This is a genomic window from Ruegeria sp. CH6, from assembly GCF_056537005.1.
Window position 1 is genome coordinate 1 of sequence record NZ_JBQFQS010000010.1, and the last position, 24,194, is coordinate 24,194.

Annotated in this window: 18 protein-coding genes; 7 read left to right on the forward strand and 11 right to left on the reverse strand. The window is 53.7% G+C overall.

Annotation, left to right across the window (positions count from 1 at the left end):
- Positions 1-244: 244 nt before the first annotated feature.
- The 4 genes from ACR0CW_RS17245 to ACR0CW_RS17260 are packed head-to-tail and all read right to left on the reverse strand — an operon-like array spanning position 245 to position 2,775.
- On the reverse strand, positions 245-1,027 hold the full coding sequence (locus tag ACR0CW_RS17245; protein ID WP_480788728.1) for an alpha/beta fold hydrolase: 783 nt from the start codon (positions 1,025-1,027) through the stop codon (positions 245-247).
- Between the two features lie 10 nt (positions 1,028-1,037).
- Positions 1,038-1,232 carry a 2-hydroxymuconate tautomerase gene (locus tag ACR0CW_RS17250; protein WP_480788729.1) on the reverse strand — a complete coding sequence of 65 codons (195 nt, stop codon included), beginning with the start codon at positions 1,230-1,232 and terminating at the stop codon, positions 1,038-1,040.
- Entirely contained in the window at positions 1,223-1,735 is a 513-nt protein-coding gene (locus ACR0CW_RS17255; RefSeq protein WP_170335958.1) for a flavin reductase family protein, read from the reverse strand. The genes ACR0CW_RS17250 and ACR0CW_RS17255 overlap by 10 nt, the downstream gene beginning before the upstream one ends.
- Positions 1,732-2,775, reverse strand: a complete 1,044-nt coding sequence (locus tag ACR0CW_RS17260) for an LLM class flavin-dependent oxidoreductase (RefSeq protein ID WP_480788730.1) — start codon at positions 2,773-2,775, stop codon at positions 1,732-1,734. The genes ACR0CW_RS17255 and ACR0CW_RS17260 overlap by 4 nt, the downstream gene beginning before the upstream one ends.
- Positions 2,776-2,878: 103 nt before the next feature.
- On the opposite strand from ACR0CW_RS17260, the gene ACR0CW_RS17265 reads away from it, so the two are divergent.
- The 3 genes from ACR0CW_RS17265 to ACR0CW_RS17275 all read left to right on the forward strand — a co-directional run bounded on the left by ACR0CW_RS17265 (position 2,879) and on the right by ACR0CW_RS17275 (position 6,317).
- Positions 2,879-3,718 carry a LysR family transcriptional regulator gene (locus tag ACR0CW_RS17265; RefSeq protein ID WP_480788731.1) on the forward strand — a complete coding sequence of 280 codons (840 nt, stop codon included), beginning with the start codon at positions 2,879-2,881 and terminating at the stop codon, positions 3,716-3,718.
- A 163-nt stretch (positions 3,719-3,881) separates the two neighbouring features.
- Positions 3,882-5,765 (forward strand): amidohydrolase family protein, encoded by a 1,884-nt coding sequence (locus ACR0CW_RS17270; RefSeq protein WP_480788732.1) that lies wholly within the window; start codon positions 3,882-3,884, stop codon positions 5,763-5,765.
- Between the two features lie 345 nt (positions 5,766-6,110).
- The gene (locus tag ACR0CW_RS17275) at positions 6,111-6,317 is read left to right on the forward strand and encodes a dodecin (protein ID WP_155147607.1); all 207 of its coding nucleotides are present in this window, start codon (positions 6,111-6,113) and stop codon (positions 6,315-6,317) included.
- A gap of 72 nt (positions 6,318-6,389) precedes the next feature.
- On the opposite strand, the gene ACR0CW_RS17280 is transcribed toward ACR0CW_RS17275, so the two are convergent.
- Entirely contained in the window at positions 6,390-7,508 is a 1,119-nt protein-coding gene (locus tag ACR0CW_RS17280) for an NAD(P)/FAD-dependent oxidoreductase (protein ID WP_480788733.1), read from the reverse strand.
- 59 nt (positions 7,509-7,567) lie between these two features.
- Here ACR0CW_RS17280 and ACR0CW_RS17285 point away from each other — a divergent pair, with 59 nt between their 5' ends.
- The gene (locus ACR0CW_RS17285; protein ID WP_480788734.1) at positions 7,568-7,915 is read left to right on the forward strand and encodes a winged helix-turn-helix transcriptional regulator; all 348 of its coding nucleotides are present in this window, start codon (positions 7,568-7,570) and stop codon (positions 7,913-7,915) included.
- 422 nt (positions 7,916-8,337) lie between these two features.
- Here ACR0CW_RS17285 and ACR0CW_RS17290 read toward each other — a convergent pair whose 3' ends face one another.
- Together ACR0CW_RS17290 and ACR0CW_RS17295 are read right to left on the reverse strand one after the other, a co-directional pair.
- Positions 8,338-14,058 carry a beta strand repeat-containing protein gene (locus ACR0CW_RS17290; RefSeq protein WP_480788735.1) on the reverse strand — a complete coding sequence of 1,907 codons (5,721 nt, stop codon included), beginning with the start codon at positions 14,056-14,058 and terminating at the stop codon, positions 8,338-8,340.
- A gap of 567 nt (positions 14,059-14,625) precedes the next feature.
- Positions 14,626-15,489 carry an MBL fold metallo-hydrolase gene (locus tag ACR0CW_RS17295; RefSeq protein WP_480788736.1) on the reverse strand — a complete coding sequence of 288 codons (864 nt, stop codon included), beginning with the start codon at positions 15,487-15,489 and terminating at the stop codon, positions 14,626-14,628.
- Positions 15,490-15,620: 131 nt separating this feature from the next.
- Between ACR0CW_RS17295 and ACR0CW_RS17300 the strand changes: the two genes are divergently transcribed.
- Entirely contained in the window at positions 15,621-16,523 is a 903-nt protein-coding gene (locus ACR0CW_RS17300; protein ID WP_480788737.1) for a LysR family transcriptional regulator, read from the forward strand.
- Between the two features lie 194 nt (positions 16,524-16,717).
- On the opposite strand, the gene ACR0CW_RS17305 is transcribed toward ACR0CW_RS17300, so the two are convergent.
- The 3 genes from ACR0CW_RS17305 to ACR0CW_RS17315 all read right to left on the reverse strand — a co-directional run bounded on the left by ACR0CW_RS17305 (position 16,718) and on the right by ACR0CW_RS17315 (position 20,617).
- A complete protein-coding gene (locus ACR0CW_RS17305) occupies positions 16,718-17,707 on the reverse strand; it encodes a HupE/UreJ family protein (RefSeq protein WP_480788738.1) in 990 nt (329 codons plus the stop codon).
- The gene (locus ACR0CW_RS17310) at positions 17,704-18,534 is read right to left on the reverse strand and encodes a peptidyl-prolyl cis-trans isomerase (RefSeq protein WP_480788739.1); all 831 of its coding nucleotides are present in this window, start codon (positions 18,532-18,534) and stop codon (positions 17,704-17,706) included. The genes ACR0CW_RS17305 and ACR0CW_RS17310 overlap by 4 nt, the downstream gene beginning before the upstream one ends.
- 160 nt (positions 18,535-18,694) lie before the next feature.
- Entirely contained in the window at positions 18,695-20,617 is a 1,923-nt protein-coding gene (locus ACR0CW_RS17315; RefSeq protein WP_480788740.1) for a DUF3604 domain-containing protein, read from the reverse strand.
- Between the two features lie 420 nt (positions 20,618-21,037).
- On the opposite strand from ACR0CW_RS17315, the gene ACR0CW_RS17320 reads away from it, so the two are divergent.
- Positions 21,038-21,919: an SDR family oxidoreductase gene (locus ACR0CW_RS17320; RefSeq protein ID WP_480788741.1), complete on the forward strand. Its 882-nt coding sequence runs from the start codon at positions 21,038-21,040 to the stop codon at positions 21,917-21,919.
- Here ACR0CW_RS17320 and ACR0CW_RS17325 read toward each other — a convergent pair.
- Complete coding sequence (locus tag ACR0CW_RS17325) at positions 21,916-22,818, reverse strand: LysR family transcriptional regulator (RefSeq protein ID WP_480788742.1); 903 nt, start codon at positions 22,816-22,818, stop codon at positions 21,916-21,918. The two genes, ACR0CW_RS17320 and ACR0CW_RS17325, sit on opposite strands and share 4 nt — an antisense overlap.
- Before the next feature lie 335 nt (positions 22,819-23,153).
- Between ACR0CW_RS17325 and ACR0CW_RS17330 the strand changes: the two genes are divergently transcribed.
- Entirely contained in the window at positions 23,154-24,110 is a 957-nt protein-coding gene (locus ACR0CW_RS17330; RefSeq protein ID WP_480788743.1) for an isopenicillin N synthase family dioxygenase, read from the forward strand.
- Positions 24,111-24,194: the final 84 nt, after the last annotated feature.

A 24,194-nucleotide genomic window follows, 5' to 3' on the forward strand; every position in this document is an offset into this window, starting at 1 on the left:
TCCAGACCGCGATGGTCATCGGGGCGCTGCCATTCTCGATCGTCATGGCACTAATGTGCATCGCGCTGATCAAGGCCATCTGGAACGACGGCAGGCGCGAAGCTGCAGGCGTCGCTTCGACCATAGATCCGGAAAGCTCTACAATACCTGCGGAGTAGTTTTCGATAACCCACCTGTGACCCCAATATGAAGTTGGGGTCACAGACAAGAAGACGTGTCGAGCAAAATACTGTCCGGGAAGCAATTACTCCACGGGGTTGTCGGCAACAAACCGACGGAGATGTTCAGCAACACGGTCGCCCGCCTCCAACAGGATCGAGTGCTTTAGCTTTGGCAGGATCAACAGTTCCGAGTTCGGCAGCGCCTGATCTATCAGGCGATTCAGGCGCGGATTGCAGCCCCCGTCATTCTCACCGGTGAGCACCAGGGACGGGACCGTGACGCGCTGCAGCCAAGATGCCATTTCTGTGCCCGCATAGATTCGAAAGACATTCAGGAAAACATCCGGATCCGTTCCGATCACCTGCTTCAGCCGGTTTTCAACCACTTCCGGATGTGTCGCGATGAATTCATCGGTGAACCAGCGGGCGGTCAGGGTTTCCAAAACCTGCGGGATGCCCTTTTCTTCCATCGCATGCACGACCCCCCAGACCTTCGCGCTGTCTTCCTTGGTGCGAAAAGCGGCAGTAGACAGAAGCCCCAGCGAGCTGACGCGGTTCGGGTACTTCAATGCATAAGCTGGCCCGATCATGCCACCTAGGGAATGCCCGGCGAAATGTGCGCATTCAAACCCTGTCTTCTCTCGCACCCGCTCCAGATCGGTGACCAACTCGTCCAGACCAAATGGTCCTTCCGGCAGCGGCGAGGTCCCGTGTCCGCGAAGGTCATAGGTCACGACGGTGAAATGGTCGGTCAAAATCGGCAGAGACTTGGCCCAGGTATTGCGCGCCGCCCCGATTCCATGAATCAAAAAGAGCGGTGGGCCGTCGCCCTGTACGGAGAATTCGCAGTCGATCACATCTGCCATCTATCAGCCCTCAATCCGGAAACTTTTCCGAGCAGAGTTGTCCGCCGGAACCCCAATCGCCTTTATCCACATCTGTTATCACCACGTGCACACTTTGCGGCGTCCCTCCTGCTGCGTTGACAAAGGCATCCGTCAGCTCTCGGACAAGTGCCCGCTTCTGCTCTGGGGTGCGTCCTGTAAACATTTCGACACGAATTATTGGCATTGCGGTTCTCCTGTTGGGTCGTTCTGAGGGCGAACAACGTGGTATGCGCCCGCCATGTAGGCCAGGGGTCTCATACCCGCTTCACTCACTGTACTGACGCTGCCCACGACAACCGAATGAGTTCCATGGGTCATTGTCTGTTCAACTGTACAGTTGAAAGATGTGGCTCCGGCAAGGACCGCACCCGAAGGCGCCTCTGACATTTCTATGCCCTGAAACGGGTCCCTTTGGGCGTGATCGAACATCCCGGAAAATTTTTGAGCGAGGTGTGAGGCATCCTCGGGCAAGACATTAACACTGAAAGCACCGTTTGCGGCGACTGTCCGGGCAATCCGACTGTCGCTTCTCAGGCAGACCAGTACCGACGGGGGATCAGCGGAAAGCGAGGTAAATGCACTCACGGTCGCGCCCGCCCGCCCGGCAGACCCATCGGTTGTGACAATGGTGACTGAACTGGCAACCTGACGCATAGCCGAAATAAACATGTCACGGCTTACGGTCATTCCGCCGCCTCGGTGACAGTACGACTGGTGAAATGAGGCATGACCTCTTCGGCGAAACACTGCAGCCCATCCAGCGTTTCTTGAGCGTTGCACCCGAAATTGGGGTTCAGGATTACCCTGTCGATGCCGAGCTCGGAATAAGGACCGAGTTTGTCGATCATTTCCTGCGGCGTGCCGATGAGCAGGCTTTCGGCTAGTTCATCGACAGTTTGCATGCGCGGAAGCTCGCGGATCATTCCCTTATCCACGACACCCGGCCCGGTAAACACGTTGTCGAAACGGCTGTAGTACCTGTTCGCAGCCGCGATCTTGTTTTGTCGGTCAGTTTCGTTTTGGGTTACAAAGCCAACCCGAGATAGCGACAGGGTCAGATCGCGCCCAGCTTCGCCCATCTCGCCTTTGGCGCGACTGAAGCCATCGACTTGTTCCAACAACAGTTGCTGGTTTCCCGCAAGCGGTGTCGTCTGAATGTGGAAGCCGCGTTTGGTGCAGTGATAAATACCTTCGGGGTTCAGCACCGCCATCATCATTTGCGGCCCACCGGGACGTAGAGGACGTGGCATGATGGTGATCGGGTCGAACTGATAGAAGTCACCATCCCAACTTACTTCTTCTTCGGACAGAAGCGCCTGCAAAACGGCCAGCGATTCATTGAACCGGGCTTGGGTTTCCTCCATCGGCACTCCCAGTCGCTCCATCTCGTATTTGAAGGCCCCGCGACCCACACCCAGCATCAGTCGCCCTTCGGTGAAGATATCGGCAACGACCACTTCGCCTGCATAGGTGCGCATGTCGTGTAGTGGCAGCGCGACGATTGAGGTCATGATCTTGACGCGGGTTGTATGCGCCGCAATTTTGACCGCAAACTGCAGCGGGGCTGGCATCATCAAGCAGTTGAGCAGGTGGTGTTCGGTTACCGACACGGCATCAAAACCTAGCCGGTCCGCGAGGATCGCCTGATCCAGCATGTCGGCATAGACTCGATCGCCGCCATAGGATTTATCAGGGTAATCTGCAGAAAGTTGGATGCTGAATTCCATGATAAGCCTCCTTTGTCTGTCCACGCTACGGTGCCAGAAAAAGGAAATTCTATAAAACGGAATTATTCTATCAATTACATCGAAAAATCTGCATTATCTATTTATGAACATAGCCGCAATTCAGACGTTTCTCAGCGTCGTTCGTACTCGAAATCTAAATCGGGCGGCTGAGGAGCTAAACATCACGCAGTCTGCGGTGACCGCCCGGCTCGACGCATTGGATCAAGCCTTGGGGACCCGATTGCTCGTTCGGTCCCGTAAGGGCGCGATGTTGACCAAAGCGGGCTTTGCGTTTCTGGAACAGGCAGAAGTGATTGCTCGCACCTGGGAAAACGCGCGCTCGCGTGCCAACTTGCCCCAAGGCGTGATACGCCTTTTCAGTTTCGTTTGTGATCCGGGACTGTGGACTGGCTTAGGTCAAAATTGGATCAGGCGAATTCGGGACGACCATCCAGAAACAGCCATTGAGATCTGGTCCGGGCTGACTGGAAATGCTCAATCCTGGTTGCAGAGCGGGATGAGCGATGCAGCACTGCTGACCGAACCTCTTGTCGGGACGGATTTTGACAGTCGTGAATTCACCACCGACAGTTTGATCCAGGTCGCTACGAGACAGCGCGAGGCAGTGCGGTGGGATCCTGACTACATTTATGTGGACTACGGTGCCACATTTAGGGCGCAACACGCCGAAGCCTGGCCAACCGACGAAACCGCATCTGTTGCCTTCAGTAGTCCGGATTGGGCGCTTGCGCATCTGCTTTCTGAAGGCGGCTCCGCCTATCTTCCCCAACGTATGGTTGCCGATCTAATTGCAGAAGGCGCTTTGTTTAGCGTTGAAAACGCTGTCGTATTCGAACGACGGACATTTCTCTCTTGGCGCAAGGGTCAAGAAGATAACTTCCCTTGGCTTGCATCTTCGGGTGTAAATCCGAAAGAATACTAAGCTACAAAGGGACAGTTGTGCCGATCTGAATCTGGTCCCCGTGTGAGCTTAGCGAACTCAGTCGCTCATTCGCGAACATGTTGCCCCAAGACATCGATATATGCCGTTTTGTTGATTGGATGCCGCTTTCCGCTATCCTGCAGATCAAAGGGAGGCTTCGTCTATGCGAACTGTGTTTCTGGCAGGCACCTTGTCTGTTGTTGCGACGCTATGCGCCGCGCAAACTTACGACATTGTAATTCTCAATGGTCGTGTGATGGATCCGGAAACCGGATTTGATCAAATCGCTAATGTGGGAATAAGCAATGGTTGGATTACGTCGATTACCGAAGACGCTATTGAAGGCGCTGAGACCATCGATGCGACAGGGCATGTTGTAGCCGCAGGCTTCATCGACCTTGAGCAACACGGTCTGGACCCGTGGGGCATCAAGGTAAATCTTCGTGACGGCGTCACAACCCAAATGGATTTCGAGGTCGGGGCCGCGAACATAGATGAGTGGTATGACGCGCGCGAGGGTGTTACGCAGGCCAATTACGGTACTGTCATTGGGCAAGAGTTCGCACGGATGCGGGTTCATGACGGTCTTGCACTTGAGGGAGGAGACATCGATTTCCGCAACTTCTTCGCTCTTCGGGCACAATCGGTGGAAGATGGTGTCGAAGGATGGTCTTCGGTTCCAAGCAATCGTGAGCAGATGAACGAAATCACGGCGCAACTTGATGAGGGCCTGCGTCTTGGAGCGCTCGGCGTTGGATCGACCATCGGGTATGCCCGTGAAGGTATCACCACGTATGAGATGTTCGAAGCGCAACGTGCAGCAGCCCGTTACGGGCGGGTGACCTCTGTACATCACCGGTTTCACCCCAGTGCTTCTACGCCGACTGAGACACAAACGGGGGTTAATGAAATCCTCGTCAACGCGATGGTGCTTGGCGCACCACTGCACATTCATCATGACAACGATTATGGCTGGTGGGAAAATCAGGAAAAACTACAGATGGCCCGCGACCAGGGTTACAACGTCTGGTCCAGTTACTATCCCTGGACCGCCGGATCGGGAAACTACGGAGCCTCCATTATCGCCCCGGAAAACTGGGAAGGCTCGATGGGGTACAAATACGAAGAGACAATCTTTGATCCGCAACTTGACCGCTTCGTAACCAAAGACGAGTTCTTGAACTTTGCGGAGAATGAGCCCGGACGAACCGCTATTGTTTTTAGTCCGCCAAGAGAGCAGTGGCTCAATGATTGGATAACAATCGCAGGGTACGGCATCTCTGGTGACGGGATGGCCGGGTTGGACATTGAGGGCAATCTGATGAGTTGGGATGCGCCCTACGAAGATTACGCAGGGCACCCGAGGTCTGCCGGTAGTCATGCGCTTGTCTTGAGGTTGGCACGTGAAGCAAATGTGCCACTAATGCTTACGCTCACTCAGTTAAGCTACATTCATGCAAAGCGATTGGGTGATACCGGTTTGCGATCAATGCAGGTGCGCGGGCGGATGCAGGAAGGTATGGTCGCCGATATAACGATTTTTGATCCCCAGACAGTGACCGAAAAGGCAAACTATACACTGGGTCAACAAGGCCTTCCGTCGCAAGGTATTCCCTATGTGCTCGTTAATGGAACGATTGTTGTTAAGAACAGCGAAGTTCAACGAGATGTATATGCGGGACAGCCGATCCGGTTTCCAGTCGAGGAAAACGGGCGTTTCGTTCCGGCTGGTCGCGAACAGATCATGGGTATTCTCACGCCCGATACGGGCACAGCGCGCCCAACGCTGCTTGATGACATCACGAATAGTGAAGCCAATGTAGTACCGGTAGCGCCATCGCCTAAACAATTTGCGTCGGTAGAGCCAACCGACGCCTATGATTGGTTTACACCTCGCAATGGCCTAGATGATGGTGCCCTGTTCTTTTGTGTCGTACACGCTCGATTTGAAGATCGCTCAACAGCAAGACGTGACTATGCGAAGGCCATGATGTCCAAAACGGGCGAAATTGGTCCTAAACAGCCGGGGCGGGGCATAGCAAACTAACTCGCTAAATTGCGCCCCACCTCAATACAAAAAAGCCCGCTTTGGGAAGTGGACCACTACTACTGTAGCTATCAGACCGTGAGTAGCATTCGGTTAACCCTGAAATCCAATGGCCCAATGATAGGTGGAAAAAACGCGCACGTTGCGTGCAAAATATGGAAATCAGCGTTTCCAACTGCTAATCAGTCTTCTCTGAGGCGCTCAGGTGCCCGCATTCAGCGAGGCGTGGACCTGCAAGGAGCAATCCAGTTGATCTCTTTGCAGAGATGAAGGACCGTAAGAGTAATTTCAGAGGAGCCATAAGACTTACGTTCAATCACCCATTTCAGCCTAGGGAGAGCGAAAATGACCAACGCAACCTACAAGAAGATCGATGTCGTCGGCACGTCAACGGAATCTGTCGATGCCGCTATCAAGTCGGGAATCTCAAAGGCGGCTGAGACTGTAAAAAACCTTGATTGGTTCGAAGTTTCAGAAATTCGAGGTCACATAGAGAATGGTGAGGTTGCTCACTTTCAGGTCGCTATGAAAATCGGGTTCAGGCTCGACTAGGGTAACACGTACCCTGAGCTCAACAGGCGTTACTGTAGAAGAGCGCAAATAGTTCTTTCCAGAGAAGCAGGTCTATTTGTCAGCGTCGGTAAACCCGAACGCCCTGCGATATTTGGGAATGAAGAGCGCTTTCCCTTTCATCATGCGGGTGATCCAGTCGCCGAAGGTTGCAAAGAGCCAGCTATTTCCGATGACAGGGCCGAGTGGCACCAGAATGGGAGCTCTTTTCCATGGCACGTAAGGCTTCTGCTTTTCGACGGATGCACCATCTATCACTTTCTTAAGCGTCTTGATGAGCCATGGATTTTGTCGGGTCGTCGCGACAATTGTCATTCCGTCGCCAACGTTGGCAATGTCACCGGCTACGAAGACATTCGGGTAGTCCGACGGCCGCAACCACTTGTCGGTCTCAACACGGCCTGCAGTGTCTGAGGTCACACCCGGAAGACTTTGGACCAATGATGTTTGAGGTTTCGAGCCAATCACCGGAAACACAAGATCAGCGGTAATCACGCTGCCATCAGCCAGAGTCACAGATCCTTCGTAAGGCCGATCCAAATGACGTAAGTCCTGCACCCTTTGGCCAAGAATGACAGTGACGCCGAGGCGTTCGAGTTTGCGTTTGAGCTGTGTACCAAATCCAGCCGGGTATTTTGGAAACAAGGTGTCATCGGAAGAAATCAAGGTGATGGTCTTTCCCGGCTGCGCCGCCGAGATCTCGCCCGCAAGTTCAGTTCCCACGGCGCCCGCGCCGACGATTGCTACAGAAGTCGCCCGTGCTAGCCGTCCACTGACATCCATGCTGGCTTGACGGAAGTCAGCGATGCTGTCGCCCGACGGTTTGAATGGGGCAGCATAAGACGATCCAGTTGCGATCACGATAAAATCCGCCGGGAAAACGGCTCCAGAGTCCAGGTTAACCTGGGTTTGGGAAACTGAAACTGCACGACCCCGCACAACTTTTCCTGACTCCAGTAAGTTGTCGTAGGGGAGGATGATCTTGTCCAATAATGTGGGTTCAACTAGCGCACGGATCGCGGCAGGCGGCTGCACGAAGGCTTCGCGTTGCTCAATCAGGGTGACATCCGCATAAGCGTCCAGTTTCTTGGCGACCTCAAACCCGACATAGCCTCCACCCACGATCACGATCTTCTTTTTGGTCATCGGGTTCTCCATTGCGGCACGTTGCATTGATGTTTAGCTAGCTTTGTACGATCGATCCAACAAGTACGGTCATTTGGGATACTGTAATGAAATCGGACGAACTTGAAGAACACTGCCAGATTGAAGCACTGATCTCAGCCATTTCAGGACGTTGGAAACTGCTGGTTATCTATTGGTTGGCGCAAGGCAGCTGCCGTTTCAATCAACTCCAACGCAACTTGGGGTCCATTACCCATCGCACATTGACGCGGCAACTCAGCGAGTTGCAGGAGACGGGGTTTGTCTCTCGCAAAGATTTTCGGACCATACCGCCACACGTCGAATACAGCCTCACGCCTTTGGGCCAAAGCCTGATCCCACTGTTGTATGAAATGCACGAATGGGCAGCGCAGAACGCGGATAAACTACCGAAGACAAAGACCCGTCCAGGCTAGCTTGGTCAACCAAATTTGGTTGAATGGAATAGCTAAATGATCGCAGCCTGTTTCTCTTGTGGAATTAATCGCTCGGATCATCGCGAACTACTGGCATCGGTGCATGTGAACATCACGCGCAGCGGGATGAAAGAATCCGTATTTGCGCTGTCTCCTTCAATCAAGGGCCATCACCGGAGGTGGATTGCAGTTCGCACGAGCGCCCGAACAACAACATGATTGAAGGCTCCGCAGGCCGAGCCGTAAGCATAAATGGACCATAGGCGGGTTCAGAACCGCGCCTAGCGTTCCAGCCGGTCCTTGAAAGTGCACTCGATTACTATCTGACGTTTGACCAGATTTGGATGAGTTGCTTGCTGCCACAGGCCCCGAGCGATTTGTATCTACAACCTACATAAACGCTTGCCTATTGTTGCTACTGATCAGAACGACCACCTCAGACCGGCCTTAAAGAACGGTCCCTGGGCGTCGCTTCCAAACTCCTGTTCGGCATTTGCTTCAAACGTCATGTTGCGGGCAAAGTCGTGCTCGTATCCGAGCAGCACGCTGGCTCCGGTGAAATCTGTCGATGCGAACGAAAGGTCTTGTGTTGTGGAAAATACTGTAACGCTCGCATCGGTATTGCCCAGATCACGTCGTAGGACACCCGACAGTTGGCCGATCAGGACACCGCCGCTGTTCAGCGCATATTCGGCTTCGACACCCAAGCGGGCTTCGATGACTTCGGTGGTTGCGGCTCCGACCGTTGCGTTGGCAGATGAACCGGTCTCGGTATAACTGTCATCATCTTGACGGGTATAACGAACACTGCCGAAACCCAGCAATGCAAACGCGTCGCTGACGTCAAATGATCGCTCAACACCCAGATAGGCCGTTGCGAGAGTGCTGTTGTAGTCGGCGCTTGCGTTGGCGCTGCCGGCAATTTGGCGTGAGCGCTTGGTCGACAACCAGCCATAGCCTAGCCCGGCCTCAATTGTGAAAGATCCAATCTGACGTCCCAAAGACGCGTCCAGATACACACCATTTGTGTCAAAATCTGTCGTATCGGTATCACCGTTCGAGCGGAGGACACCCAGCCCAAGCGCCAGCGCCAAACCATTATCCAGTTGTCCGGAGTACCCAACACTGCCATTGAATACTGTGACGTCGGTATCAACTCCGGGCACGTTTTCGAAACGGCGACTCGCAGCATCTACAATCACATAGGGGCGGAAGGGTCCGAAGCTGACACCCGAAACACGGCCGGTTGCCGAATTGCGCGTAACCTGAGCCTGCCCTCCGTAGTTCAGTGTGCCCATGGAGCCATTGACCACTCCGCCGTAGAAGGCCGTCACGTCGGCTGAGTTCAGCAGTTCGGCGGAATCGACGCTGGCATAAATCGGTGCTGCGCCACCTTCATCTTGGACAAACCACGCTGACCGGCCATCAGAGGCTGTTGTGGCAAATGTGCCTGAGCCCGTTGCAGCGTCTTGGAACCGAAACACCGCGCTGCCACCGACGGCATTCAGATTTACATTATGTTCCTGTACCCGGATCAGCCCCCCGACTTTGTCCTGGGTGACAAGGTTTAGCGTCCCTGCGCCGGTTCCCAGATATATCGCATAGGCGTCCCCCGAGGCGGACGTCGCGGAGATATCGCCAACGGCGGTGATTACACCGTCAAAGTTCCCGAAGTGCAGGCCGTAGGCGTTGACCCTGTCACCGCCTGCCGCATCGGCCCGAATGACGCCGCTGTTGGAGAAGTTGCCCTGCATGTCCTCGATGTAGAACCCAGCGGCGGTGCCGTCGGCATTGTTCGTTGCATTGACCAATCTGGCAGTAGCCGTAACTGTCCCTGTGTTTGCGACGTCGCCTGCCATCGTATCGTACAACAGAACGGCCTGAGCGCGTGCGCGTTCGACCCCCTGGGCAAAAGCTGTGATATTGCCCTGATTTTGAACCGTATCACTGGTACTACCGCGCACGTAAATTCCGCGTGCACTGGATTCTTCGGTGGCCGAAAAGCTCTGCGCGGTGATCGTTCCCGAGTTCGTTAGCTTGCCCTCTTGCCCATCGCGAACGAAGACCCCGGCCACATTTGCGCTGTGACCTTCTGCGCGAACTGAAACAGTGCCGCTGTTTGTGACATCACCACTGACCTTGCTTCCTACATAGATCCCATAGGCTTGCGCTTCGGTTTCCTGCGATGTGGCCTGTGCGATGACTGATCCAGAATTCGAGAAGCCGCCATTGAGTTGCTCATCGATGTTGAAGCCATAGGCTTCAGCTTCGTCTTGCGCAGTTGCCGACACAAATACCGAGCCCTCATTGGCGATGCTGCCGTTCAAATGGTCATCGTCGCCCGCGCTGCCCACATGCAAACCATAGGCTTTGGCAACACTGTCTGACGATTTGGCCCGGATGGAAATGGCACCCTGATTCCGGAAATCACCTTTCAATCCGTCCTGTGCATACAGTGCTGCAGCCCGCGCTTCCTTCTGTGCTGCAGCCCGAACCGTCATTGATCCGGTGTTGTTCAGGGTGCTGACTGCTTCTTCATGGTCAAAGTAGAGCGCATAGGCGTAGGCATATTCATCATCAGAACTGGCTTGCACCGCGAAAGACCCGGAGTTTTCGATATCCGCGTCAACCTGATCATTTCTGGTTAGCAGCCCATAGGCCTCGGCGTGTTTCGTTCCCGCGTCAGCAATGGCCCGGATCGTCCCGGAATTGTTCAGCGCGCCAGTCCACTCCCGGTTGATATAGACGCCCGCAACGGTGGCTTCGGTCGCACCGATACCCTGAACCGAAATCGCGCCCGAGTTGACGATGTTACCTTCCAGCCCCGACACAACGGAAATGCCATACCCAAGTGCGTCATTGGCCGTGCTTTGCGTGACGATGAAGATATTGCCCGAGTTCATGATGTTTGCGCCAACCTCACCGGACAGTCTCAGCCCAATCGCCTCGGCTTCATCTTCGGCGACGGCCTGTAGCGCTATCGTACCGCTGTTACTGACATCCTTGGTGACACCGCCGCTGATATAGAGACCATAGGCGTCCAAGTCATCTTCATCGATCCGGCCGAGAACTTGAATCGTGCCCGTATTGGAGAAGGCGCCATCCAGTCCTTCGTCAATCCGAATGCCGTAGACATCTGCGGACGTTCCACTGTCAACTTCGCTGCGAATAAGCCCGCTGTTCAGAACATCTCCGGTCACGCCATCTTGAGCGTAGAGACCATAGGCATATGCTTGTTTGTTCTCTCCGATCGCCTTGACCGACAGGACACCCGAATTGTTGAAACCACCCTGGATGTGACCCGTGACATCCAGACCCTTCGCCATGACATCTTCATGAGACGCACCCGTGGCAGTCGCCGTAACTGCTACGCTGCCAGAATTGAAGAACGTACCTGTCAGCTTACCATCGACGCGAAAGCCCGATGCCGTGGCCGTATCCTCACCGGATGCCGATACGAATACCGAGCCACCATTGGTAATGTTCCCGGTCACGTCACCATAAGAGATCATGCCGTAAGCAAATGCATCTGACGAAGATGCGACGGCCTCTGCACGGATTGATCCGTTGTTCGTTATGCCACCGGTCAAGCCGCCACCGACGCGTAAACCCGCGACATTCGCGGCATCGGAACCCGCACGTGCGACAGCTCTGATACTGCCTGAGTTGGCCACATTGCCAGTCATGCCACTGGTAATGTCCACACCGCTGGCACGCGCGCTGGACCCACTGGCATCGGCCATGACCGAGATACCGCCCAGATTGTTGAAGTCACCAATCAGTCCGCCGGCAATGTCGATACCATTAGCCGAAACTTCATCGGACCCCTTAGCGTTAACAACAATCGTACCGCTATTTGAGACTGTCCCCGTCAGTCCGCTGCTGACATCAACACCGTCCGCGCGGACGGATGTTGATCCTGATGCGTTGACTATAACCGTACCAGAATTCGACAGATTTCCAGTCATACCTCCGGATACATGCAGGGCCTCCGCCTGAACCTGGCTAGAGCCACCTTTCGCAGTAACCGCAACGACACCGGTGTTTGAGAAGTTTCCATCAAATCCACTGGTGACGTAGAAAGCGTTGGCATCTGCCTCAGACGAGCTGATGGCCTCGATTGACACAGACCCACTGTTCGCTATGTCACCGGTTAAGCCGCTGCTGACATAAAGTCCATCCGCATCCGCTTCGCCCGAGTCACTATCAGCCTTGACGGTAAAGCTTCCCGAGTTGAGGAAATTTCCGGTCAGACCGCTGCTGACGTAAAACGTGCTTGCGTAAACCGACGTGCCCCCCGCAGCATTGACCGCGACAGTACTGGTGTTGGTGATGTCGCCTGTCATTCCGCCGCTGACATAGAAAGCATCGGCATCCGTTCTATCGATGCCGCCTTGAGCATCAACTGCTATGGTACCGGAATTCAGGAAACTGCCCGTCAGACCCCCACCGATACGTATGCTGGCGGCGTTTGCTGTGTCGGAGCCTGCATGCGCAATGGCGGTGATACTGCCCGAATTAGAGATATTGCCCGTCATGCCACTTGTGATGTCGATACCACTGGCACGTCCGCTGGTACCATCAGCATCGGCCTCGGCCCTAACTGTTCCGCTGTTCAGGATATGACCTGTCAATCCGCCGGCGATGTCGATCCCGTTGACCCGAACTTCGCCGTTGCCATCTGCCTTCACGGCAATCGTGCCGCTATTGTTGATAGTACCAGTCAGGCCACTGCTGACATCGAACCCATCCGCACGCACCGAGGAAGACCCTGAGGCGGAAACGGTGACCGTGCCCGAGTTCAACAGGTTTCCATCCATTCCGCCCGCAACGTGCAATGCCGATGCGGATGCACGATCCGAAGCACCGCTTGCTCTGACTGATACCATGCCAGAATTCGAGTAGCTTCCGGTAAACCCGCTAGAGACGTAGAACGCGTCAGCATCAGCCCGCGACGCGCCGGTCGCTTCTATGGTGACGGTGCCATTGTTCGTTATGTCACCGGTCATTCCACTACTGATGTAGAATCCGTCAGCATCTGCTTCGCTCGCGTCGCTATCGGCTTTGACCATGATGCTACCGGAATTCAGGAAGCTCCCGGTCAGGCCGCTACTGACATAAAAGGCGTCAGCATCGACCGACGAATTGCCCGATGCGTTGACCGTAACGCTGCTGGAATTGGTGATACTCCCCGTCATTCCGCCGCTAACATAAAAGGCATCGGCGTTGGTTTCTTCTCTGCTGCCTTGAGCGGAAACCGAAATGTTGCCGGAGTTCAGAAAGTCGCCCGTCATGCCGTCAGCGACTCTGACAGCAACGGCCTCTGCCGTTTCGGCTCCGGTGTTAGTGGAGACAGTAATTGTGTTGGAACTGATAATGCTGCCGTTCAGCGCACCATCGATATTGATACCGGCGACTGAAGCCGAAGCACCGCTTGTTGTGGTGGCGCTGAGAGTTCCGGTGTTCCTGATGGTTGTGCTGACGTCGTCCCCAAACATCAAAGCCGTAGCCGAGGCATTCGATGATCCTGCCGCAGCGACCGCTGAAACAGCTCCTGCATTCATGACGGATCCTGTGGATTGAATACCATTTTCAAACCTGCCGCCAGTGGCGACAGCATTGTCCGCGACCGTGGATGCGCTGGCCGACAATGTTCCTGTGTTTGAGAATGCCCCGCCGAACTCGTCATTGGCTAGGAAGCCATAGGCCGTAACGTTGGCTGCACCTCCGGTTATGGAAGCGCTTATTGCGCCGGTGTTGATGATCTGACCCGAGGGCAGCAACTGGTTGTTCGCCTGAAGACCTACCGCCAGCGAGTTTGCTGTTGCAGAGATAGAACCGCCGTTGGTGAGGACGCTGGAATAATCCGTGTCCAATTCGACAGCGCGCGCCGTGGGTGCAGAAACGGTTACCGAAGTTGGTGATGTAATGCTGTTGTCTTCGTCACTCGCAAATACTACCGGCGCTGTTTGTGATGCGGCGATCACTTCTGCTTGGGCCTCGCCTGTCGGTAATGCGCCTATCGATGCTGCTGCAAGAAAGACCGAAGGTGCGATACTGGCAATCTTGCCTTTCCATTTGACAACGCGCCCACCCTTAGCCACGTGCGCCTGCACGGACCGCCGCAATCCGGTTGTATTCACTGATGTTCCCCCAAAAAAGGTCTTTTTTTATGATTTGTCTATGCTTGGCCTAGAAACAAATATCGGCGTAATTGTGGCAAACTTCGAAGGTCTGCATCATGCTTTTCCGAACAGGTCTGCATTTGGCATTCGCCACGTATCAATATGATATTAATTGGTAAATTCAGTTAGCAACTTCATTGGTAGGCGAGCACTTTTGAGTGGAGCTTGTACGGTACTCATCGCCATGACGCGCCGCTAAACTCCAGGAAAAACAACTGGACTGATCGCGCCTGCTATGACTCGATTGCTGCAATATAAATACAGTTAAGGTGTGGGGGTGACCCCCCGGAGTATGAGGTCTACGATCACGTTCTTACGCTGCAATTTTGGTGCAGGTTTGAGCACCAAGATATCGAAATTAGGAAATGCAAAACGACTGTCCCCAAATCGGGGAATAGAGGCATGCTCATCCGGGTTTCAACGCCTGAACAGTTTAAATGCAGAGAACCGGATCGAAAGAACCGGCTCTCTGATCGTTAGTATGGCAACTCTCGGCAGTCGCACAATCTGATGCTCAGTTATTCTTCAAGGCCAGGAGCGTTCGCCCTCGATAACTTGTGCGCTGAGTTCAAGATCGCCAACATTCTCGAAGGTTGGATAGGCTTCCTGCATTGCCGCGATCAACGCGGCAGAGTTTTCAGCTTCTTCCGACGCTGCTTCGAACGTAGCGACGTATTCTTTGGTGAAATCAACGATGCTTTCATCCTCGGCACTATCGCCGATGACATGCCCGGGAATGATACGCTCGGGGTTGAGCGCGGTGATCTGCTCCAATGTTGCACGCCAGTGGTCGCGGCTTTTGGGTGTTTGGTTGTCTGCAAGCCAAACATGGACGTTTTCATAAAGAACCACACCGCCCAGAACGGTTTTCTCGGTCGGTGCCCAGAGGAAGGTGTGAACGGGGTCATGGCCGTCCAAACCGACAACCTGAATGGTTTCTCCATCCACGGTGAGGCTGTCGCCCTCCAGAACGTCCGGGATGATCAACTCGGTCGGCGCATTTTCCTTCAGGATCGGCCCCCAGAAATCATATTTGAGCTGGATCGTCTTCTCGATCCCTTTCACGGTTTCTGGCGTGGCGACAATTTTGACATCGGGATAGGCTGCGCGGATCGTATCCAGCCCGAAATAGAAATCGGGGTCTTTGTGGCTGATGAAAACGGTCGTAAGCGGTTTGCCGGTCGCCTGGATCATGCTGACCAGTTGTTCGGCATCATCCTTTTCAAACTGCGCATCGACCAGCAGCACTTCGCTGGGTCCTTCGACCAGATTTGAAGACACCGGGAACAGGCTGCCTTCGTTGGGAGTGAAGTGGGTGATTTTTAGGTCGGCAGCCATTGCAGCCGTTGAAATCATCATTGCTGCTGTAGCGGTCAGGATTGCTTTCATAGTCATCTCCTTTGTCAGAGGGCAACCATCTATGGCCGTCGCGGTTGCCTTACGCGTGACAAATAGGGAGTCGACGTTGTCAGCTAAATACGCATTATATGGACTTAGTGTCAGCAAAAAGATGACGATTAATGGCAAAATCGAACCTGAACCGGCTCGAGTATTTTGTGGCAATAGCTGAGGCCGGAACTATCACGGCGGCGGCAGATCGTATGCGTGTCAGTAAGGCCGTTGTCAGCAAGCAATTGCAGCTTCTTGAAGAAGAGCTTGGGGCGACATTGATTGTTCGAAATTCTCGCCATCTGAACCTGACGGAAATCGGTCAGTCTTTTTATGCGGCTGCGCAGGCCTCTGTTGCACAGGCCGAAGAAGCCTACGCGATGGTGAGGCGTGGTAATGCCGAACCTTCCGGAACACTGCGCATCACTGCACCACTTGATCTGGGTGCTGACTATGTTGCTCCAGTCGTTGCGGAGTTTCGTAGAATGCACCCCGCAGTAACCATCGAGCTGACATTGAGTGACGTGCGGATTGATCCGGTCGAAGCACGATTCGACATTGCCTATCGTGTTGGCTGGCTGTCTGATTCTGCGAATATCGCCCGCAAGTTGGGAGAGTTCAGGCAGATCGTCGTTGCCTCTGCAGAGGTCATCAATGAGTTGGGCGATCCTGATACACCTAGTGACTTGTCGAATTTTCCGTTTATCGAGCACCGGGCACTATCGAATCCGCTCCGCTGGCGTTTTTCCGGTCAAACTGGCGAAACAATCGATGTTGAGATGAAGCGCGCCCTGTCGGCTGACGTGACGCCGGCAATCAAGGCGATGACACTTGACGGGGCAGGTATCTCAATCCTTCCGGATTTCTACGTTCGCAAAGAGCTTGCGGATAAATCTCTGATCCAGCTACTCCCGGACTGGACGCTCCCGTCCGGAGGAATTTATGCAGTTTATCCGCCGACACAGTATAGATCGAGCGCTACGCAGCGGTTTTCGAAATTGTTCGCCGAGAACATGGGCAAAGAACTGGCATAAGAAGCAATTTGGGAACCAATCACTGACTATTTGAGTTGCGAAAACCTGCATAGATGCCTTCTGCGTTTCTTCACATTGGGCGAACCACGATTGTCACGCTCAATTCGGTGCCGTTGTATCGCAGCATTATAGTTTGCAATCACATCGCCCTTTGGGGCAGCCGATTGCCTCTACTGTGAGAAGTTGATGGCACTTCAAAAACCGCTGATACGCTCTATGAGCCAGTACATCGACACTGAACCGATGCCGTAGGCGGCAACTACTGTAGCCCCTTGGCTGATTGGAGCCGCAATCAGGCGCCAGGTTGTCACCAAGAGAGCCAAGACGCTGATAAAACAAAGCTGCCCGGCTTCAACGCCCAGGTTAAACGCAAGCAGGGCTGCAGGAATATCATCCGCGGGCAGTCCGATGTCAGCCAAAGCCCCTGCAAAACCAAGGCCATGTAAAAGCCCAAACCCGAAACAAACGATCCAAGGTTTTTGTTTTGACAGTCGGAACCGACCTTCTCTGCCCTTTACAATCTCCATAGCCAGAAAAACGATGGACAGTGCGATAACGGCTTCTACCGGCGGACCTGGAACGTTCAATATACCAAACGTGGCAAGCGCCAATGTTATGGAATGCGCAAGTGTGAAAGCCGTTACTGCCCCAACCAGTCTCCATGGATCGCGGACCAGAATGAACAACGCGAAAACAAACAGAAGGTGGTCCCAGCCTTCCAATATGTGTTCAAAACCCAACTGGAAGTAGGCGATGAAAACCGACCATGTTGTCTGTTCAGAAGGTATGTTCTGGACGATAGCATCTGATGTGAAGCGAAGTGTTGCGGGTGAGGATTCTAGGGGGAGTAGCCGCACCAATACATCGTTCTGTTGCGTCTCTAATCCTTCAATCTTGATGGGTTGCCCCGCAATGCCCGTGCGGCAATCGACAACCCAGGAAGAAACCCACGCTCTGCTATCGGAAATCGGATCAGGCCCACGTGCCGGTGTACAACCCTCTGGCAATACAGCATCAATCGCCATCGGCTGACCATTCACATCGGGCTTTCGCCAATGAACGCTCCAGGTGTCAGAGGCGATTTGCCGAATTTCCAAGTATCCCGGATCAAGCGCATGCGCATCAGCATCACTTGTGGAGCACGCAAACAGCAGGGCTAGCAATAAGCAGACGATGAGTTTCATTTGAGCCGACCTGAAAGATCAGGCGTTACAATTTCGTAGTTCTCTGCAAGAGCGTTAAACTGCGCTAGCGCCAGATCTTCACTCATCGCACGGCGCCAATCCCGCAGCACCACGCTGTGAATTTCTGACAGGGGAGGTATTTGACTAGGCTCGATTGCCAATATCTGAACCAGATGGACCCCATAACCAGACTGGATCGGTCCCGTCCACTGATCTGTTTCAACCTCCTCGAAATCTTTCGAAAATCCAGCACCAAAGACCGAGTCAACTGTTCGGGTCGGGGTCAAGGGCATTGAGGCAGGTAGCAGTGTGGAGGCACCGACAGCTGTGACATCTTGATCTGTGCGCAGTGCCGTCAACGCCTGTTCAATTTCGGCATCGCTTGGATCTTCACCCAGAAAGACCTGAGTGAAAGCCACCTTGGTGGGCGTAGCGTAGCGTTCGGGGTTTTGTTGAAGAAACGCCTCTAGTTCTTCGTTCTCCGGAACAACTGAGGTAGCGATAGCTTCGGTTAGAAAATCCATTTTCTGGCTGAGCCGAGACCTGATCACGGTATCTCCGCGATCCAAGCCAAGCTTTTTCGCTTCCCTGACCAGAATCTCCTCACGAATTGATGCATTCACCAAAGCTTGTAGTTCAGCGCTGTTTGGAGAGCGTTTCCGCATCGCTTCAAACTGGGAAGCTAACAGAGCGACATCGCTTTCGCTGATCGTGATAGTCTCGAGGTCTTCGACTGTCTCGCTATCTGTTGAAACTATTTGGAACCAAAAAAAGATTGCCGCTCCAATCAAGAAGAAATGGAACAGAGGTTCTTTTAGTAATCGCATGAAGGCTCCTGCGTGAAACGCGATCAGATTTTATGTTTCGATGCTGGCATCAGACAAATTGATTATGCAAGTTAATGAATGCTCCGCGCGCTTTAGATGTTTGGTTGAAGCTCCGAGGTAGGGCTGCTACCTCGGGCTCTCATCTCCTGCACAGAGCGTGTCACTCTGTCGGCGTATACCAAATCGGGGACGAATATGCGCGCTCCTGATGTGTGTGTATCGCATCTTTTGGCAATTCGGTGCCGAACCTCAATTTGTCATACAGCACCCAACGCGGCGTCGGGATTTCGATGGCACGCACATAATAAAACGCCCGCGCGTTCGGGTCGAAATCAGGATCAGACCAAACGGTTACCAACTCGGCGGTGCCGATTGTGTTGGTCCAGCTGGCGGTTTCCAAATCCACGGTGTTTCCAACCGCTGGGATCTTGCCGTTTTGATCAGCAACGCGGTTATCCGACCACGCCACGTCGTAGACTTTTTCCTGCAAGGTCCCTTCGGAGTCGAGCCAGCCTTTTATCACTTGCACGCGATCCAGATTGGCGCCGATCGGGTCACGAAGCGCCGCGATAAGGAATGCAGGCGCACCATCGCCTTCGCGAGGACGCAGGTCAGAACCCATCGGAACACCCTTGGTGTAGCCAACATCTGCAAGGAAGCGGGTTTCAACGTCAGCGTCATTGAAATCCCATCCGCCAAAGAACCGCAGGCCAATTCGGGGTCCGGTGGTTGCATAGGTCTCTCTGCGTTTGAACGCATCGAAGATAGCGGCACGTGTGTTCTCAGTCGCCCAAACGGCGGTATATCCCGAGGCAACAAGGAGGTCGCCGGGGATTTCACCAAGATCATTGGCGATGAAGGGATGTTCGATCCGCGAGGCCGAAGGTTCAACGCTGACGGACTTTCCAAAGAAGTTGTCTTCTTCGGCTGTGGCCAGAGAGGTATGGCTGTCCGTAGCACCACCCATCCCGAACTTATAGGGGTTCACGCCGAACTTTTCTTCCAGCATCAAACCGCGCTTCAGCGCTTCGCGGGCGTATTCACCAGCCAGCATATCGTCGGTCTTCAATTCTGTGATATCGAGATTGCCTACGTCCCAGTTTTCGTAGTCCGCGAATTCATCGTCCGGGCTCAGGAATGGATGTGCTTCACCATCACCCTTGATCTGCGTGACCTCATAATGCGGCTCCCACTTTGCTCGGGCGGCTACATAATCCTCGTCGACCTTGCCGCCATGGTATGTGTCGTCGGTTGGGAACATCCACCCGTTCGACAGGTTGCCGTTGTGGGCAAAGGCTACCGCGCGGCCACCCGTTTTTTCTTCATATTCTTCAAGCCAGGCATACAACGATTTAGGGTCTGTATCGCCATAAGGTGGTTGTGTAACCGGGGGAACCATCTGCAGGGCCCGGATCGGCCCATCGCGGAGCATGACATTGCGATGCAGATTGAAACCCTTGGGAACCGATGTCCACTCGAAGCCGATGAACGCCGTAAAGTTTCCGGGGTCGTTGTGCTGCTCGGCCGCCAATACAATGCTTTCCCAAGTAAAGGCAAAAGCATCCGCACCGGGGCTGTAAGACTCGAGTAGGATCTCGGGCAGGGTCATTTGCGAGAAATTGGTAATGATATCAAAGGCCGTTTTTCCGGCTTCTTCACCACCCGCTTTGTAACCCTCATACCACTCCAATCCTTTTGGATCAGCAAGAACGCCAGGCTTTCCGGCTTGCAGGTCCGGTGCAAACCCCATCAGATCAGTGTGATCTGTGAGGACCATCCAATCCAGTGGCCGGGCCAGCCTCACGGGTTGACCTGTGGAAGAAATAACCTGCTCACCTTTTGCAAAACGCCAGGCGTCGTCTGGCAGTAGTGTGTTCCCAAAGGCGCCGGCGTCCAGTGAAAGCCCTGTGTGAAGGTGCGTGTCTCCCCACAGCGGGCGTTCAGGAAAACTCCGGTTCGCATATGGCGAATAAGGTCGATCTGAGAACAAACCTTCAGCAGCCTGTTCGCTTGGGACAGCGTCGGCCAAGATATTCGTCGGCGCCAGTCCAAGTGATATAAAGCACACCAATATACGAAGCATTATGACCTCCCAATCAACTTAGCCCGGCGGTTTCGATGAATTACATCGCAACAAAGTGATATTCGTATTTCTCTATATCATAGTGAGTTGCCTAATTGAGAAAAATTTTGGAACTCTGATTTGCTGCAAAGATGCAATTGAGTGCTTTGGCCGACGGGCGCTCAGAATGGGTCGAAAACAATATGACCTGCATTCCCATCGATTTGTGGCTTAGCCCAGCTGAGGTGTGCGCTTAGCCTAAAGCGGTTCTACCGCTTGGTGTGCGACCGGGCACTTTGGCGGTCATAGCTCACGTGTTCGTCTAAACTGCGAGGCAAGATCAACTATTCGCACAGCAAAGTATCTATCAACCAGATGGATCATCACTAAAGACATTGGGGCCCAACCTGTAGAAGCGTCGCTGAAACAGGAGTTATCAATATGACCAAGAAGATCACAATCATCGGTGCCACAGGCCATCTGGGGCATCGTGTGACCAAAAAACTCGTCGAGAAAGGCGTTGAGGTGACCGCCCTCGTGCGAGACCCAGAGGCGGCTAAAGCTGCTCTGCCTGCTGGGGTTCGGCTCGTTCAGGGTGATGTGTCAGACCCGGCCAGTCTGCTTTCAGCTTTGCGGGGAACCGAGACGCTGTACATCACGCTGAATACCGAGACGTTGAACACCGCCGCGCCATTCCACACCGAGCGGGAAGGTGTGATTAACGTCGTCGCGGCGGTAAAAGAGACAGGGGTTCAGCACATCATGCAAATTGCAGGCGTTGACACCGCATACCCTGATTTTTCTACCGAAGGGATGGCTTATGGTACCAATGCGATCCGTCAGGGCGGGATCGATGCCATCAAGGCGTCCGGCATCCCCTACACCTTCTTCTATTGTTCGTTCTTCCTGGATTCGCTGCCAAAGTTCTTGATGGATAACCAGTTTGCCGTCATCGGTAATTACGTTCATCCAATCCGGTTCACCAATTCCAGCGACCTGGCTGAACTCGTTTTGAATGCCATTGGCAATGATGCGGCAAAAAACAAAGAGTTCGCCGTTCAGGGCTGGCAGGCCAAGACCTACACCGAGGGAGCGACCGAATTTTTGAAAACTTATGCACCTGAGGCAGAAGTCATTCAGTTACCAATGGAGGCGATCGGCCAGATGGGACTGCCGGAAGAGCAGGCGGTCTTCATGGAGCATTTGCTCACCTTCGTGCAGCAACTGCGGGAAGAGTTGGTCGCTGGCGAAACGTGGGAAGTTCTTGGAAAACCAAAACACACCATTGCATCTTTCGCAAAGGAGCTTCGCGAAGAAGCCTAAGCCATAGTGGAGTTCTGAATAACGGCGTTTTCAGCCAGTAGCTCGCACAGCTTGGCAGTGGCCTGACCCATCGGCTTTTCAAAAGACCAAACCATATCCACCGAACGTTCGGCATAGGGTTTGGTCTCGAATTGCAGCGGCAGGATTTTCAGGGCACCGGTCTGAACAAAGATGTCCACAGCATGCAATGGCAGCGCCGACCACCCCAGGTCGGCCCTCACAAGATCGATAGCCTCAGTTGCAGTGCTCACCTGCCAGATCGACGGCGAGGCCTTGAGAATTGCACTGTTAGGGTTGTCTGCTTCTTTCAACAAGATCTGGCGATGTAGGCGCAACTCCTCCCACGAGACCGAGGGTGTATGTGCAAGCAGGCTTTCTGGATGGCTGACGCAAACCAGCTTGAGTGAGCCCAAAGAGCGGAAGTCAAGCGATTGAGGGATGCCCTCGGGTTCCAGAATAATGCCGAGATCCACTTCGCCTTGAACAACCAGTCGCTGGATATCTCCCGCGGCGAATGACTGGATCTCAACGTCAACAGATGGAAAGTCAGCGCTGAATGTTCGGATGATCTCTCCCAGATTGGCCAGTTTGATGTGTGGTGCCATGGCGAGCGTTATGCGGTTCTCCAGGGTCATGGATAGGGCATCGGCAATCGCCAGAAACCGGCTGCGACGCTCCAGTAGAATTTCGGCCTGCGAGATCAACATCTCTCCCGCATCGGTGAGGGTCGGATATCTTCGGCCGCGATCAAAAAGCTCGACGTTCAGATCGACCTCGAGGTTGGCGACCAAAGTGCTGATCACCGACTGTGCTTTGTTGCACTTTCGCGCTGCTGCAGAAAAAGACCCTTCGCTGTGAGTGGTGACGAATGCCTCCAATTGTTCGAACGATGCACGCATCGGGAGTTCTCCGCTAACTATCTGTTTGTAGTATGGTACCGGGCTTAATAGATTGTAACAACAGATCAATTTGACCAAGGAGACACCGCTGGCAGCGAATGTCCGCGCTGATGGATCGCGTTGAGGTATCTGCTGACATCGCCGAACGGCGGGCTCGGGTCGACGGTGTTTTTGGTTGATCAGTGCCTTCGTCCACCATAGCGTACCACGTATGTCTGAATTTGATTTCCTGGTCGTCTTAGAGCGCCACAGCGCTCACCGCCGAAAGCGTTTCGCCGGATAGCGATTCCTCGTTTGGCTCTCTGCTTGGCGAAACTTTTTTTCGGAGATCTCAGATGACTGAATTCAATACTATTCCTGTGCTTGATCTTTCACCATTGATCGATGGCGAAGATACATCCGACCTGGCCCTGGAGTTCCTAGATGCATACGGCAAGACCGGGTTCGGCTATGTCATAAATCATGGAGTGGATCCTGCATTGCGCGCCGCCGTGTTCGCGGCCTCAAAGAAGTTTCACGCGTTGCGAGAGACTGAAAAGCAGGCAATTACGCTGGATGAATGCCATCGTGGGTACATAGCCATAAACACCTCGACGGACGTAAATTCCGATTTGGCCAAAGTGACAAAGCCGAACCAATCTGCTTCGTTCATGATGATGCGCGAGGACCCGGAGAGAGACCCTGATGTCTATCTGTCCGGACCAAACCAGTGGCCAGACCTGGATGGGTTTCGAGAGGCTTGTGAGGCCTATGCTCATGCAATGACCGAATTGGGCAACAAACTGTTGAGGTTGGCACTGGATGCAGTTGGTGTCGAGGATCGTTCAATTCTTGCTGCATTCGAAACGCCGACTATATGGCTTCGTCTGCTTCACTATCCACCGCAACCTCCGCAAGCGCCGGATGATCTGTTCGGTTCAGCCCCCCATAAGGACTTTGGATTTCTGACATTGCTGGCGCAAGATGATGTTGGTGGCTTGCAAGTTCAGACACCGGCAGGCCACTGGGTGGATGCGCCGCCAATCGAGGGTGCTTTCGTAGTTAATGTCGGCGACATGCTACATCGCTTGTCCAATGGAAGGTTGTTGTCCACGCCGCATCGGGTGATCAATGCGAGCGGACGAGAGCGCTATTCCGTGCCGTTCTTCTTTGACCCACATGTCTCTGCCGTAATCGCGCCCCTCCCGGAAACAGGCATCGCTAGGTTTGAGCCTTTGAACTTTGGCGAGTTTCTCAGAAATGAACTCGAAGCCAGCTATGATGCACATCAAGCAGACCAGTCAGAAACTTAGAGCGTGCTATTGTTCTTGAGAAAAATTTGCTCTCCCGTCATCGATGGAAGTAACAGTGCTACGGTTAATTATACTGCACAATTT